9 protein-coding genes are annotated in these 14180 nt (G+C 57.9%); 1 reads left to right on the top strand and 8 read right to left on the bottom strand.

Going from position 1 to position 14180, the window contains the following annotated elements; translation table 11 throughout:
• The first annotated feature begins 59 nt into the window (after nucleotides 1-59).
• Nucleotides 60-455, top strand: coding sequence for an SOS response-associated peptidase family protein (locus ACPFMA_RS21765; RefSeq protein ID WP_425930620.1), 396 nt, complete (start codon nucleotides 60-62; stop codon nucleotides 453-455).
• A 131-nt stretch (nucleotides 456-586) separates the two neighbouring features.
• On the opposite strand, the gene avs3b is transcribed toward ACPFMA_RS21765, so the two are convergent.
• The 8 genes from avs3b to ACPFMA_RS21725 form a co-directional block, all read right to left on the bottom strand.
• Nucleotides 587-1330 carry an AVAST type 3 anti-phage proein Avs3b gene (avs3b, locus tag ACPFMA_RS21760; protein ID WP_425928704.1) on the bottom strand — a complete coding sequence of 248 codons (744 nt, stop codon included), beginning with the start codon at nucleotides 1328-1330 and terminating at the stop codon, nucleotides 587-589.
• Complete coding sequence (locus tag ACPFMA_RS21755; RefSeq protein WP_425928703.1) at nucleotides 1212-7490, bottom strand: hypothetical protein; 6279 nt, start codon at nucleotides 7488-7490, stop codon at nucleotides 1212-1214. The genes avs3b and ACPFMA_RS21755 overlap by 119 nt, the downstream gene beginning before the upstream one ends.
• A 235-nt stretch (nucleotides 7491-7725) precedes the next feature.
• Entirely contained in the window at nucleotides 7726-9975 is a 2250-nt protein-coding gene (locus tag ACPFMA_RS21750; protein WP_425928702.1) for an SNF2-related protein, read from the bottom strand.
• Between the two features lie 105 nt (nucleotides 9976-10080).
• On the bottom strand, nucleotides 10081-11520 hold the full coding sequence (locus tag ACPFMA_RS21745; protein WP_425928701.1) for a DUF6094 domain-containing protein: 1440 nt from the start codon (nucleotides 11518-11520) through the stop codon (nucleotides 10081-10083).
• A gap of 37 nt (nucleotides 11521-11557) precedes the next feature.
• Nucleotides 11558-12160 (bottom strand): hypothetical protein, encoded by a 603-nt coding sequence (locus ACPFMA_RS21740; RefSeq protein WP_425928700.1) that lies wholly within the window; start codon nucleotides 12158-12160, stop codon nucleotides 11558-11560.
• A gap of 60 nt (nucleotides 12161-12220) precedes the next feature.
• Entirely contained in the window at nucleotides 12221-12475 is a 255-nt protein-coding gene (locus ACPFMA_RS21735; protein WP_009399102.1) for a hypothetical protein, read from the bottom strand.
• A gap of 64 nt (nucleotides 12476-12539) precedes the next feature.
• Entirely contained in the window at nucleotides 12540-13145 is a 606-nt protein-coding gene (locus tag ACPFMA_RS21730; RefSeq protein WP_425928699.1) for a DUF3275 family protein, read from the bottom strand.
• Between the two features lie 540 nt (nucleotides 13146-13685).
• A complete protein-coding gene (locus ACPFMA_RS21725; protein WP_425928698.1) occupies nucleotides 13686-14006 on the bottom strand; it encodes a hypothetical protein in 321 nt (106 codons plus the stop codon).
• Between the last annotated feature and the right edge of the window lie 174 nt (nucleotides 14007-14180).

Genomic DNA, 14180 nt, shown 5'->3' with positions numbered 1-14180 from the left:
CCGGTGATCACATCCGCCCTGGGTGCAACAAGGGGCGGCGTTCATTAGAAAGCGAGCGTATTGGCCGTACGCTTACTAAAGCTCAGCATTGCATCATCCCGGCAACTGCGATTTACGAGCCAGACTGGCGCTCTGGAAGAGCGATAGCGACTCGCATCGTTCAGGCGGATGGGGAAATCATGGGTATCGCTGGGTTGTGGGAGGAGTGGTGTGATCCTAGCTCTCGGGAAATTTTGCGCTCTTACACGATGCTGACCGTAAATGCCGACGAGCATGAATTCATGCGCAATTATCACAAGCCTACAGACGAGAAAAGAATGGTAGTGATTCTACCAAGAAGCGATTACCAAAACTGGTTGGTCGCACCTGCAGTAGCGAGCGCCCAATTTATGCGCTGCTACCTCGCAGAGTGTCTGGCAGTGGCACAGCAGGTGAACGTCCCGCCTCCAGGATAGTTGCCAGGCCGAACTGGGCTTGGCGGCAAATGACCAAGCGCTCTATGAACTGTAAACCGATATCGTACCGACCGAAGGGTCTGCGTGTGGACAGAGATCAGTGTCGGGCAATCCAAACAAGTTTGTAGACGTTAGTGAGGCTTCGTTGCCGGCCTATCCTTAGCAGCCGCTAACGCATCCTCAAGGTCCGTCTTGAGTGCTTGGGCCGCAACGGAGAAATGCTCGAGCTGCTCAATGCGCTTTTCAAGTTGCTCAATACGATGATTTTTAGTTTCCATCTCTTCCTGTCCCGCCCTCACGATTCTTATCCGTAAACCAGTGACAGGGTCATCCTCGTCAAGATTTTGAGCCAGTTCTAACCACTCGGCGTTGTCTCGTCCCGCCACATGTGATGCGTGCGCAAGGAGATGATGGATGAGGTTGCGAGCCGCGGCATCGACCCACAGGGCCGACTTCAAAAGACTATCAATTTCAGTGCTATCGTCGCTAGTACGTGCCTCTAGGGCCCGCCAGAGTTTATTGCGGTAATGTGGCCCCGCTTCCGGATGCAAGGAATCCATGCACTCGATCACCCGGTCAATGGACTCAAAAGCCGTACTTTTGGTGGGACAAGATCGTGTTTGTGCCCACAAATCTAAGATAGCGCTGGCGCACGCCCTCTCCGTTTCTTCACGGTTGGGAAGAGGGGCGTGCTCGGCGCGCAACATTAGCTCAGCGACGTAATGTGCCATCCATCGCGCTAACGTATCAGTTGAATCATTGAGCTTTAGTTCGGTTACGAGCTTTTCGCCTAGTGCAAGCGTTGCGACCGACAATACTGGGGGTATCCGCTTGTTCGATTGTGATGATGGTGGTGGACCGCTCTTCTTCGTCATCTTTACTCCTGCTTTCGTAGTTGAAGGGCACCACGTAGCGGTGGCAGGTGACTTCAAGAATCAATGCTTGATTCCGTCGATCCAGGGCCTCTTTCAGAAATTTTCTGTCGACTACGAGGCGTTCACCGCTAGGGGTACGACCACTATCATCGTCGGCGCTTTCGCTCCATCGCTCGACCCAAGCAACACAAGTTCCGTCATGCTGATGCCACGTACCAGATGTTTCGTCCTGGACAATTTCGAGCTCGGCCGCCATAGGGCCGGCAAGGTCTGGAAAGAGCCGCGTCAATCCACCGCTCCAGGGATCATCCGAATCAGCACCGGACTCTGTACCCGACTCTGCCACCCATCCTTCCAATACAAAGTCGCCGTGGCGGATCTCATGGGAATCCCGATACTCGGGTAGTGCATAATCGTATGGATTTCGGGTCGTCGCCAAGGCACGGGACAATGCGCCCACGCGGTTGCGAGATGCGAGTGCGCTAACCACTCGGAGTGTTTCTCTATTACGCCCCTCGTACTGTGTCCATCGACCTGCCACCACTACCGCTCCGGCGTGGGCCATTAGGCGCGAAAGCGCATATTCCTCATTTATAGGAATGGGCCACACTCCCTCTTGATGTGGCGGGAACTTGATAACCTCAAGTGGAGGCATCTGTCTGTGATCTGCCAGCCAGTCGCCTTTGGCATTGAGGGAGGCTGTGTCTTCTAGCCAACGGGAGAAAGATCCCCATGAATCTTCTGGATCCTCGTGGAGCGATTGGGTTTCCAGCAAATGTCCCGCAGACTCCATCAAAGCATGATAAGAAAGATAGAATGAGAGATTGTCCTGTCCACCTAGTTCGTTGCCGCGGTGCCTTACATGCTCCTTGAATTGTCCACGCATGGCACGCTTATCTTGATCATAATGGCCATTCTCTCGGCGTCCCCAGTCCTCGCGGATAACTCGGCACGTGATAGCCTTGATTTCGTCGGAGGTAACTGCAAAACACCTCGCCAGCGAATCGATCCAACTCCTCGAAAAATCGTGGCCGAATATGAAGTCGCATGGATGCTCCAGGCTTTGTGGACTGCGGTGAGTCCGGGTGTGGTAGGCGGAAAACTGCGTCGGAAGCGTAGACATGTTTATCCGCAATAGCGCATCACGGTCCACCGAATCCAACGTAATATGGCCACCTTCGGTCAAGGCCAAGAGAGCGCGAGCTGCAATGCCGCGACTGATCACATGACGGTTCTGCCGCGATGCCACCGACATCAGCCAGGCGGCGTGGTGCGAAACGATGTCTCCGCTTTCACGAGAAGCACGGTCGAGGGCAATCAATAACCACTGCATTGCGTGCATTTGATAGAAATGGAGGCTTGCGTCGGTAAAAGCAGCCGTTCCACCGCCGGTCGCGAGCGCGAGGATGTCCCTCAAGAGAGCTTCGCGGCCCAACCGACAAAGAGCCCGGACAGCATGGGCCGCTTGCCATCGACGCCCCGACTCACAGGCCCCGAGGGCCGCCCAGATATAGCCTGCTATGCTTTCGCGACTTCCACCGGCAGGTGCCAAACGCGGATGCCATGGTCCGTCGCCCTGCTCGCAGCCGAGTGCCTCCTCCAGGTGCTCCAGACCATAGCCCAGAACGGATCGCGCTTCGCAGGGGGACAAGAATTGAGCGAGGGCAGCGACGAGTTGGAACAGATCGCGTGAATTTTCCGGCAGGCTCGTATTGGCGATAGCCTCTAGCGCCGCTCGCCACAACTCTTGGCGCGTGACCCCCGTTTTCTCAAAAATAAGGTCGTAGGGTAAAGGTTGATAGTGGCGGTAGATGCCGAGTGAGCTTGCATGATTGCTAGCCATGCGACGTACGAACGTAGCCAAAGCCTGTCGCGCCGCGAGTCGATCCGCCCACGAATCAGGGATCTGCTGCAGGAGCCCACGGACGGTATAGGGGCTCCAGTCGTAGACTTTTTCAAGGCTCTCGATGAACGCACGTTCCCTACCGGCGGGTAAGCGCGCAACAGCTTCGCCGACCCACTCCTCGCGCCAACGCTCGAAGCCGCCCTTTGGTATACGCGCCTGGCTCTCTATGAGACTTGATGCATTAAGGAGGTCAATGCCTAGAAAAACCTTGCCCCAGTCCGGACTGGAATTGTGCCCGCCGGTCGACGCCGCCTTCCGAGAATGGCGATCTGATTCAGGCTGTGGGGCGTTTTTTTGCAGCTCACGAAATGGCTGCGGGTTCAGACCACGTGCTTGAATAGCATCGGCGATGTCATTTAGAGACTTTCTGCAATTCTTGGAGAAACGCAGGTAGTGGTAAAAATAGGCCAGTAGCTTTTCTTTCTCTAAACCGGTCTTGGCCGAGTCGAGCGCGGACGCGGTAACGCTTATCCAATTCCAGTAGCCTTCGAAGCAGATCAGGGCCGCTGCGTCCTGGGCATCCAAGTCGCCCCGTTTGCAGAGGATTTCGACAAGCTGAGGGAAAAAGCGCTCAGGCTCACCGAATTGACGGTCACGCCACCTGCTCATTATTGCCGGCGATGAGCGCGGCGACAGAGTGGTGATCGCCTCGACTGTGTGCTCCCAATCGAAGTGTTTGTCGCGGTCGACGTATGATCGTGTAAGTTCTGCAGCACGCGCAAATCGATACGCGAGCTCGGGATCATCGACCCTGTCCGAGGCACAAGCGCCACTTAGGTGTAAAAGAGCGTGCCATCGTTCGAGGTTTTCCTGGCCAATTTTGCTGGCGACGCGAACGGCCTCATTGAAATACTGCTGAGCCTCATCCTCACTGGCTCCAATAACGGCCCGAGCGAGAAGGACGTAGCCATCGGCCATGGATTCTGCGAGCTCGGCTTCCTCTCCGATCCGATCACGCGCCTTACGTGCAAAGGATAGGGCGATTTGAGGGGGGCCGCCCGTTAATGCCGCGCAACGCGAGAGGGCCGCCTGGGTCGGAATGAAAAGGGGAGAACGTAGACTGTCCTGCCATTGCGATAAGCACGCCCAGAGCGCCTCGTCCCCGCCAAGCAAAACTATGCACTCTGACCATAGCCGCGCGACCTCGTCTGCGGTTACGGACCAGCCTTGGTAGACGTCTCGCCGATGGTGAGCCCAATGCTTCAGCGCCTCAGCTTTCAAGGAATCGAATTCAACTTTAGAGACCTTGCCGGACCGGACCTTCACGCTCAATTCATGCCATGGCAACAGCGCCTTAATATTCTCAAAGTCCCTGCCGCTGAAGCGATTGTCGCCCCTCGGCTGTTTGCGCGACTTGCGCTTTACGCCATAAATTAGCTCAAGCGTCAGAGGCTTGCCCAAAAGCGCTGCCAGCAATGCGTATGCCCGCAGATATACAAACCGATCGTCTTTTAAATGCTCCGACTCGAGAGTGCGAGGCACGTCTTTAGGCAGGTAACGCCGCAAGAAGCCTACTAGCACGCGCTTAGATGCCAAGCGGTAGTGTCTTGCTGTATCGACCATCGACGCGACCGCACCAATTCGCGTGCTCTCGCTTCGCCAGTCGCTCGGTGCGTCAAGTTTGATTCGTGAATGCAGTAGCAGGCACATGGTGCGTGCAGCGGCGGCTTTCGGTACATGCCGTTCTACGGTCCTGAGTTCATCGGCTAATGCAAGTACTAGCCCAATATCATTGCCGGCCGCCTGAGCCAAAGCATCAGCATCTGCCCACCGGGCCCCGTCAACCAGACGCTTTGCGAGCAATCGTCCCACGCGATAGGACAGTTCACGTGGCTGCCATCGCCGCAACTGGCCGGCGCAGGACGTCGCTCCATGGACATTCAGCTCCGCCCACTGCAGCTCGAGGATGTCCATATCTTCGACGGACGTTTGGAGATCTTCCATATGCCGGTTGCGCAGCCAGTGGTCGAGCCAGTCATAGGCTAATCGCAGCTGAGCGCGTGCTTCACCCTCCAAGCCTTTCCGTCCAGATAGCAGCGCCGCCTCATAAGCATGTTCCGAGCCGGTCCAATTGCCACCGAAAATCTGTCGCCTTGAGACCTGCTCCAATAATTGGCTCCCATCAAGGAACCGGGCTGCGATGTCCACGTTACCGCTGAGGAGCGTCTGTTGGCGGGTATCGGCCGCTACTCGTCCGCCGGACTTCAATGCGAGCTTGGCGGCATCCGAGTATCGGCGCGCCCTTAAAGCGGCGAGTGTTGCAAACTCTAACCTCTGCAACTCGACGTCACGTCGGGCAATCTCGTCGTTCTCAGGTAGTGCGTCGTCGTCAAGAGCCAGTCGAACCAGTTCATCGAAGCAATCCGTACTCAGCATAAGTGCGGGCAGCGCGGAGGCAGCGTAGCGACTCTCTCGCGCAAGAGGCTTCAGACGGCCGACAAATGCCTCCAGTTCTCCTCGCTCAGGCCGGAAACGTTCTTGAAACCAAGTTTCCGTTGGCTCATCCCTAAACTGTACGGAGTCGTCACGGAGCAGCAGTGGCCGGCCTAGGTCATGAATGAAGCTTCGAACCAACCCCTCGTCGACGCCCGCTGTCAACGCGATGATTCTGATCGGCACAAACGGACGTAACGTAGCGAGCGCCGCGCAGATGCGATCGATCTGAGGCCGCTCGACCTCTGCTGCCCCGTGTCGGACCTGCGTTACGGCCCGCTCTAGAAGATCGCCAATGGTATCGTCGACCGTGCGAGGCGAAGGGCCTAGTCTGCGCAAGACCGCTTCTAGAGGCGCGCTCGGGTGCAGGTCCAGAGCCGCGCGCTGCACGCGTGGATTGTGCGATGTCAGTCGATGAAACTCCCGTATGTCCATCTCCTGCACGTCCGGGAACCGGGTCCTGAGCAGATCACCCGTCTCCTTCTCGGTGAATCCATTGAGGACAAAGCTGACCACTCCCGGCGGGGGCTGAAGCTTGTCGACCCGATGAGGGCGTGCGGTGAGCACTAGACGAACGTTGTCGGGAAACGATTCGGCGAGCAGCAGGCGCGGGAAGCTAGGCGGGTGGTGAAACTCTTTTGCTGCCATCTCCGCGTTGTCCGCCGCGTCGAGTACCAGAACCAGGTACGAACTGGTGGCCTGACTCCGTAAGGAGGCGCTGGCTTGGGCTATTCTCGCCATAAACGCATGCACATAAGCAGCGTCATCGGCTTTCGGGGTTGGAATCAGCGGGTGGCATAGACCCTGAGCGGCCATTTCGTTTGCCAATTGTACCAACCCGTCCTTGGCGCGATGCCGCAGACCGGTCGCGCTTCGGTAACCGCCATTGCCGAAGCAGTCATAGACGAAGGCTTTCCCTTCTGGAAAAGCATTGCCGATCTGGGTGGCGACGATAGATTTACCATAGCCGCCATCTGCAGACACGATGATCGCTGCCGACGATTGGATTATCGCCGTGACCAAATCCGACATCTGTGCGCGGGGTACCACCACTGAGGGAGACTCAAGGACGTTCGTCGCCGGGAACAGGTCGTCTAAACGGACGCCGATTGCGTCAAGGACATCCTCACGGCGGATCTCGTGATTTGCCTTAAACTCGGTCGTAGCTTTGCGCGCGACGAGGTCCCGTAGTGCGATAGCCGCATCTTTATCGTTATCTGGGAGGTAGGCCCGAAAATCCTGGTTGAGCAACACACGCTGCTCGAGAAACCCCTCGACGCGCGTGATCGGCTTGAACAATGAGGCGAACGCCTGGAGGTCGGCAGGCGTCAGCCCCGTTACGCGGCTGATGTAGCGCGTGTTGGGTCCATGACTGCCCTGCCTCAGGGCTGTCAGCACTTGATCCACCTGAGGCGAGAGAGGGCGGTTTGTTTCGAACTCGAATGCAAAGCGCTCGCAGACATTTTTGATACCGAATTGGTCTACCAACGCGGTAAAGCGGTCAGCGAAGTCCTTGAGCGTTTTCCGCAGGCCGCTCGCCGTCCACTCCTTGTCGGCGTGGAGGGTCGAATGTTTGAGTTGGCGATACCGTACGAGCCTTGCAGTAGATAGGTTGGAACTGCCGTAGTAGAGCGCGAGATCAATGGACTCGATGCCCGCGTTGACGGAGTCCTTCTTCGAAATGCCTTCAACGGAGACGACCTGGAGGTCGGAGGATGCTACCAGGAGTTCCAGACAAAGACGGGACGCGCGTGAGTAATGAAACTGGTCGCCGTCTCGGCTGGGGCCCACGTCAAAAGTATCAATTTGCCTTGAAATCAACTCACCTGTCCCTAATTTGCTGCCGCAATGGCGACTCTCGCCAAGGCCTACATGCCATCCTGAGACAAGACAACATCGTGCCCCTTATAAAGCTACGACGGTAGCCGAGTGCCATTAGTACTGTCCAGATCAATCCGCTTCAGAAACCTCATTGTTAGAGTTTGCTGCGAATTTGATTATGCACAAGGAACATTATTATCTAGGACAAAAATGGCCACCGATTGGTGGCCATTTTTCATGCAGCTATGAGTTGTCTAGCTAATGCCATTTCAACCGAGTCGCCGTCCTGGTTCAGGGAGTCAAGCCCGGACTCTGGTACATCACCCGAAGTGCTCTGCGCCACTGCGATCTTCTTTGCCATCAGCTGCAAGCAGGTAATCTGCGAACTGCCGGCGTAGCCGAAGAAAACCACGCGGACCGGGTGTTTCTGCCCGATCCTCCACGAGCGCCGCGCGGCCTGCTGTAGGGTGTACACGTTGTACCCCGTCTGCAGGAAGGCGATGGTTGGGAAGTCCAGCAGGTCCAGCCCGGTCTTGACCAGCTCCGGGTTGGTGAGCAGCACGTCGACACCGCGGTCGACCTGGTCGAGAATCCAGTCCTCGCGCCGAGCCGTTTCAACCGTGGCCCGCAGTACCGCAACGCGCAGACCTACCTGCTCGAGGACCTTCTTCAGCCTGGACGTAGTGTCGCGCGTCCCGCTGTAGACGGTATATGCAAGGACCTTGCGGCCTTTCGCCTTCTCCTCGAGGCATAGGTTCAGCAGCGCCTGCTCCTTAGGCATCTGTTCATCGTCACCGAAGAGCGCCGGCACTAAGGCCAGTGTGTCACGGGTACGCGGATGTTTAACCATCTCCGATCGGAAGCAGCAGTCCGGCCAGGCCAGCAGCACGTTGAGCACTACCCCCATGAGTGTGGTGTCTCTCCGGGCAAGAGCCTGACGGAGCTCAGCGGTCAACGTGGCCGCCAAGCGCTGGTAGGCCGAGGCCTGTTCCGGCGCCATGGGCACGTCGATGAACTCCTCCTGGTAGCTGGGCAGCACATTGCCACCGATATCCTTGAGCTTCAGGAACACGGTGAATGGCAGCACGAACCGATGGATGCCTTTAGGGCCGAAGCCTGGGGCTTTCACGGTGCGTACCGACAGCTTCTTGCCCTTGGCGGTCTTGTGCGAATCGCCATCGCGCTCGGTGTAGATGTCCTTGAGCACGCCGTGATCGCGCATGAACGACATGACTGCAGGAGCCATACTGCCGCGTGCGTTGGGTCGGTAGCCGTCCTCGATCATGCGCCGGGTGAGGATGCGGAACAGAAGGTAGAACAGGTCGTCGGCGTAACCACCCATCAAGGTCCCGGTGAGAAGCACGGTTTTACGCGCCTTCGCGGCCAACACCCCCATGGCTTGGCCCTGGGCCGAACCGCTGTTCTTGTACTCATGCCCCTCGTCGACCACCAGCAGGTCGAAGAAACCATCGGGTAGGTAGCGTTTGATGAACTCTGTCGGCTGGTAGCCGCCTTCGCCGAACCCGAACTCGATGTTTGCCATTGCTCGCTCCATGCGCTTGGCCTGGCGGTCGCTGAAGACGAAGTTGCCTTTCGCGTCCATCAGATTGATGAACTCCGAGACGTTGTCGACCAGCATCGAGGCCAGGAAGTCCTCGCCGAAGTCATTCAGCAGACGTTCTGCCCGAACCGGGCCGATCGTTGGGATTCGACACATCGACTTCAGGATCGTCGAGCGTCGGTCGCCACCATCGGTTTTGCCTGGACGCATAAGCGTCCAGAGGGCAGCGTTGCAGGCGGTGCAATTGCGACGGCGGTCTCCGCGCTTGAACTCGTCCACGGTGACCAGGTTGCGTTCCAGATCCTCGAGGACCTGGCCACAGTCTGGGCATGCGGCCAACAGTTGGCCGCCTGCAGCACGTCGCTTCCAGCAGGCGAGCCTCCAGTGGAAGCCCATCCGCATCCGTACACGGCCGAGGATGAAGAACTCCGGCCGGCCGTCATAGGATTGCCACTGCTGGTCACGCAGCTTGAGAAGTTTCACCAGTGTATCCGGGCCGTTGAGTACCCAGACGCGGGCGCCAGGCGTCGTTTCTAGGATTTCGCGTCGCCACTTGTAGACCAGGTGGGGTGGCGAGACGACGAGGGTACGACGGTAGCCTGCCGCGTGGAGCACGGCAGCGACTGCGATGGCCATCATCGTCTTCCCGGTACCCATCTCGGCGTTGATTATCGCGGCTTGCTCGTTGCGATCGAGCAGTAGCGCCGTAATGGCTTGAACAACTTCGGCTTGCGCGACGAATGGCGTGCGCTTGAGATTCGCCATCACGGCCTGGCGCTGTTCGTTGACGCTACCGGTATAAACCGGAGGGTTTGAGCGGTTGAGTGACTTCAGGAGCTCGTCGCCGAACTCGTCGATGAAATCGGTCAGGTTGATGTTCAGGGGGGAGTTGGCCGAGGCAGCCGATTGGGTCAGTGCGTTCATGTGCATCTCCTGGAGGTAACGCAGGGCATGCACAAACCGCGGCGGGTATGGGCATACCCTACGGGGTTGTGATGTGTACGCCGTTGCGGCGTGAGTGGCGTGGGGTCAGTAGTCGCTGGGAAGTAGCAGGGTGGTGTAGCTACGATCGGCTTCGGTGATGATCCAGAGCCTGGACTCGTCCCCGACGTCGATGTCGTAGCTTGAGAACAAACGGTCTCCGTGGGTAAGTGCGAGCTGGTTGGAGGCTCTATCGTCATCGCATAGCTCGCCCCAGTCGCCTGCAAGATGGCGTTTCAGCACAGAGGCGGGATTCAGCTGCCCAGTTTCCACCAGGTTGCTGATAGCGGCGGTCATCACGATCTGTCCTGGGTTGAACAGTGACGTTGCAACAAGCTCTTCAGCTGCAGGCGCCTCGTCGATGCTCGCCGGCGAGGAGCTGATGATCAGCACCTGGCCGTGGTTCACCGAGGAGGTCGTCATTTCCCAGGCGCGGATGATCGGGATGAAGCGATCTGTGAGGGTTCTGACTTCTGAGACGTTACCCTTCTCGTCCTCGGTGAATTCGGTCTTGCGCACCTTGTCTTTGTAGGTATCACCCTTCACGACCAAGACCCGCCCCGACTTCGAACGTACTACACCGGAGATGGCGCCGGCGGCCAGAGCCAGTGCGAGGTGCCAGCGCGACAGCTCGCGGACAGGTGCTCGGGGGGGAAGTCCGGCTTGCCCGAAGTGCAAGTTGAAGTCGGGCCAGAGGCCCCGCAACCGCAGGATCTCGGCGGCGAATTGCTCCGGCTCCAGGGTAATGCGGTAGAAGTGCTCCAGCTCGCCAGCAGCTGACGGGACAAGGTACGGCTCCCACGGCCAGATGGCTGGGATCTCTTCGACCTGTTCCTGGCCGGCCCCGATCGCCTGCAGGCGAAACCTTACCTGGTTGGTGGAAGCCCGGGCCAGGTCCTGCCGACGTACGCGGATACCGATGATCACCACCTGCTTGAAGGTGGGGTCTGCGGCTCCATACACACGTAGCTCGGCGAAGTGATTGCTCAGCCATCCGGTCAACTCATCGTCGAGGACGTAGTGAGGAACGATGAGCACCATCACGCCGCCGTACTGCAGAAGTGGGAGGCAGCGCTGATAAAAGGCTTTCTCCAAACGCCGACGGCCGCTGCCTTGGTACTGAGAGGCACCGGAGTGATCTGCGACTAGGTCGCCGTAGGGTGGGTTGAGCCAGAGCAAGCCGAACGACTGTCGGCTGATCAAGGTGTCGAAGAGGTCGCTGTGCAGCACCCGGTCGAGCAGTCCGCGCGCGTGATCCGCGCGTTCGCGATCGTACTCGACGGCGAACGCTTGGACCTGGTCGCGGCCCAGGAAGTGAGCCGCTTCAGCAAGGGCAACACCTTCACCTGCACAGGGGTCGCAGATCCTCATCCTGCCAGAAGTGGCGGGAGTGAGTGCCTGCAGCGTGCGTTCAAGAGTGATTTCATCGGTGGGGTAGTAGCCGTTACGGGCAAAGTTGCGCGCCAAGCGCGGAAACATGAGGGCCATAGGGCGTCCTTTGAGTTGGTTGAGTTGGTGAATGAGCTCAGGCAGGCGCCTGAGCTTCAGTGGTGAGTACGCCCTGGCGAATCAACTCTCCGAGTGCAGGCTCGAGTACCTCGAGCTTCATGGCGAGTCGCCAGGCGCAGACGTTGCCGATCGCTCCTGGGAGGGCAATCAGCATCTGGTGCTGGGTGAGGACTTCCATCACGGGCTCGCGCCAGTGGAGGAGAAGGGGAAGCGGGCAGGTCTCGATCACCAGCGCCCAGAGCCGTTGGTGTGGGGCTTCAATGCGCTCTAGGAGGGCGAAGGCGAAGTGATTGGCCTGGTCGGGCACCGAGGCGCGTCGGTCGAACAGCCAAAGGTGCAACATGCTGCCGAATAGGGTGCCGCGGAATTGCCGTGTGGTGCGCTTTTCCAGCAGGTCGTGGTTAGGAAAGACAGGAATGCTCCGCCCGTCGATGAGAATGTGAAACTGCTCAAGCCCATTCTCTTCCCGGCCCAGTGTGAGCCTGGCCAGAAATTCCTGCAGTGCGGTGTCACGACCCCAGGCCGACAAGAACACCAGGTTACGTTGCTCATCGCACACACAAGCGTCGACGTACAGGTCTGGGCACTCCTCGATTTGGTACAGGGGAATAGGTGTCATTAAACCTCCGAATTGGAGGCGTACGCTCCAGAGGGCGTATGCCCCCTGGGTAGTATTGAGTTAATGGTAGGTACGGGTAGTGGGATCGAAGGGCAAGGGATCAAGCCGATGCAAAGGGCCATGCCCTTCTTTGAAGCGCTGACTCAGATACTGTGAGCGAAGCCCAACAGCAGCGTCAGCCTGTTCCGATGTGAGATAAAACTCCCCGATGAAATATTCAACGAGCTCTTCATCGGTCGACTCATTATCGTTTGTTAATGAGTCTTCGACGAAGTACAGATAGTCGTCAGGCACGCCTTTAAAAAAAGGATTCATGGATTCGCTCCCGATGCTGAAGAGGAACCCCAAGGAGGCTCCAAGCTGTGTGGTGCAGGGCGCTTTATGGCGAGACCCTGGACCAGGTTTGAGTTTTGAAGTCCATGGTGAAACCGAGTTGGTCTAGCCGCGTGCATTGAGCGCGCAACCGTTGTCGATCTACCGTGGTGTCGAGCCTTACGGTTTCGCTCAACGGCCAGACCGTGCCGAACAGCTCGGCGTCTGGATCGTCAGCAGTTAACGATGTCGGCTGATCCATCCCGAATGGCTCATTCGAAGCAAGAGCATCGGTTTGGGGTGATGGTGGGGGAGCAACTGGAGTATGTCGGGGCGGTGCCAATGGGGGCGCAAGCCCATTCTCCTCCAAGGGGTCAGGAACATTGGTCGGCAGGTGTTCTTCGTCCTCCCGGCTGAGGCCTGTGACGTCATCTAGGGTCATGCCCTCGAGTTCGGCTCTGATTTCGACAACGAGTCGGCCGCCATGGGAGTAGTACGAGGGGCGAATCTGCTTGATCGCGAAGTCACCTCTGTACTTGCCCTCCTGGTACTGGTCCAAGAGGGCGTCTTTGATCGTGAATTCACCAATCGAGGTGCTCAGGCGGCCGACATTAAAGAGCCCAAGTCGGCCGGAGATGGTGCGGATGGCCAACTGGCCTGTGATAGAGATCATGTGTGCTCCCCGTAAAACATGGGGAACTCCCGGCGGGCGTTCCCCGCGAGGGTGGAAGGTGGTCAGCAGCCGAATAGAGGCAGACCGTTGAGAACGTTGCTATTGGGGTCGATCACGAGAAACCTCACATCTGCTTGAGCGGCAAGTGTGAGTAATCTGATGGTTTCATCACTGAAACCTTCTTCTGCCTGGAGAGCTTGAAGTGATTGCAGATCGTATCCCCAGTACTTTCCGAGATGATCATCGGTCTAGGGCGTGCTGAAGATTTTGAAGCCGATGGCTTCACTAAGAGGTAGCGTGAAACACTCGAACTGAAGCAAAGATGTATCTGCGGTTTCAACGAGTGTCTGCAGGTCTTCCCAGTCTGCCTCGGGCAAGTGGGCTGAGTCGATTTCGAAAGCTGGGCTGCAGCAGGGATGGGCTAGAAGGTGAGCTGTTGAAGTGATGTGAAAGGGGTTGGGGGATTGTGTCATGGGGCGTGCTCCTGGAGAGAAGCCACCCCAGAGGGTGACCCCTCTGGGTGAGTAAAAGATGGTTGTGTCAGGCTGGGGCGGCAGCAGGCTGCAGCTTGATATGGATATAGGCCGGCTCATTGTCGGGCGTGACAACTCGCAAGGCGAGTTCGACCCAGTCCCGCTGGCTGCCGGTATGTTGTTTCGTGTACACGCCGAAGTTGAGTGCCGTGGCCAGAGGTTGTTGCTTGAGCTCCTGCCATGCCGTTTGGACGACGGTGGCAAGACGCTGGCTCATCTCGGCTACCCGTGCTGGGTTTTCGAGATAGATCGCGCGCATCCACGCTGTGTTGTCCAGGACAACCGGAAGGGTGAGATATGCCTCGGTCGAGGCGGAGGGTATGGACATCAGAGGTCTCCAGAATGAGCGAGGCCTCAGTCCGCAAGGATGAGATCCTCGCGGGTAGGTAAAGTAGAAAGCACTCCATCACCAGGTGATGTGATCGCGCCGCCGAGTGCTATGCGATCTTGGGTGGGTTAGCGCAATGCGCTGGAGCCTTAAACCCTGGCTCCGGGAGGCACT

The organism is Pseudomonas sp. NyZ201, assembly GCF_049860765.1.
GTDB classification, from domain to species: domain Bacteria; phylum Pseudomonadota; class Gammaproteobacteria; order Pseudomonadales; family Pseudomonadaceae; genus Aquipseudomonas; species Aquipseudomonas bharatica.
This window is presented reverse-complemented; position numbering and strand designations above follow the sequence as displayed.

Excerpts from the sequence above, each read along its gene's own strand:
- avs3b (WP_425928704.1), bottom strand. The coding sequence starts at position 1,330 with ATGACGAAGAAGAGCGGTCCACCACCATCATCACAATCGAACAAGCGG.
- ACPFMA_RS21750 (WP_425928702.1), bottom strand. The coding sequence starts at position 9,975 with ATGAACGCACTGACCCAATCGGCTGCCTCGGCCAACTCCCCCCTGAAC.
- ACPFMA_RS21745 (WP_425928701.1), bottom strand. The coding sequence starts at position 11,520 with ATGGCCCTCATGTTTCCGCGCTTGGCGCGCAACTTTGCCCGTAACGGC.
- ACPFMA_RS21740 (WP_425928700.1), bottom strand. The coding sequence starts at position 12,160 with ATGACACCTATTCCCCTGTACCAAATCGAGGAGTGCCCAGACCTGTAC.
- ACPFMA_RS21735 (WP_009399102.1), bottom strand. The coding sequence starts at position 12,475 with ATGAATCCTTTTTTTAAAGGCGTGCCTGACGACTATCTGTACTTCGTC.
- ACPFMA_RS21730 (WP_425928699.1), bottom strand. The coding sequence starts at position 13,145 with ATGATCTCTATCACAGGCCAGTTGGCCATCCGCACCATCTCCGGCCGA.
- ACPFMA_RS21725 (WP_425928698.1), bottom strand. The coding sequence starts at position 14,006 with ATGTCCATACCCTCCGCCTCGACCGAGGCATATCTCACCCTTCCGGTT.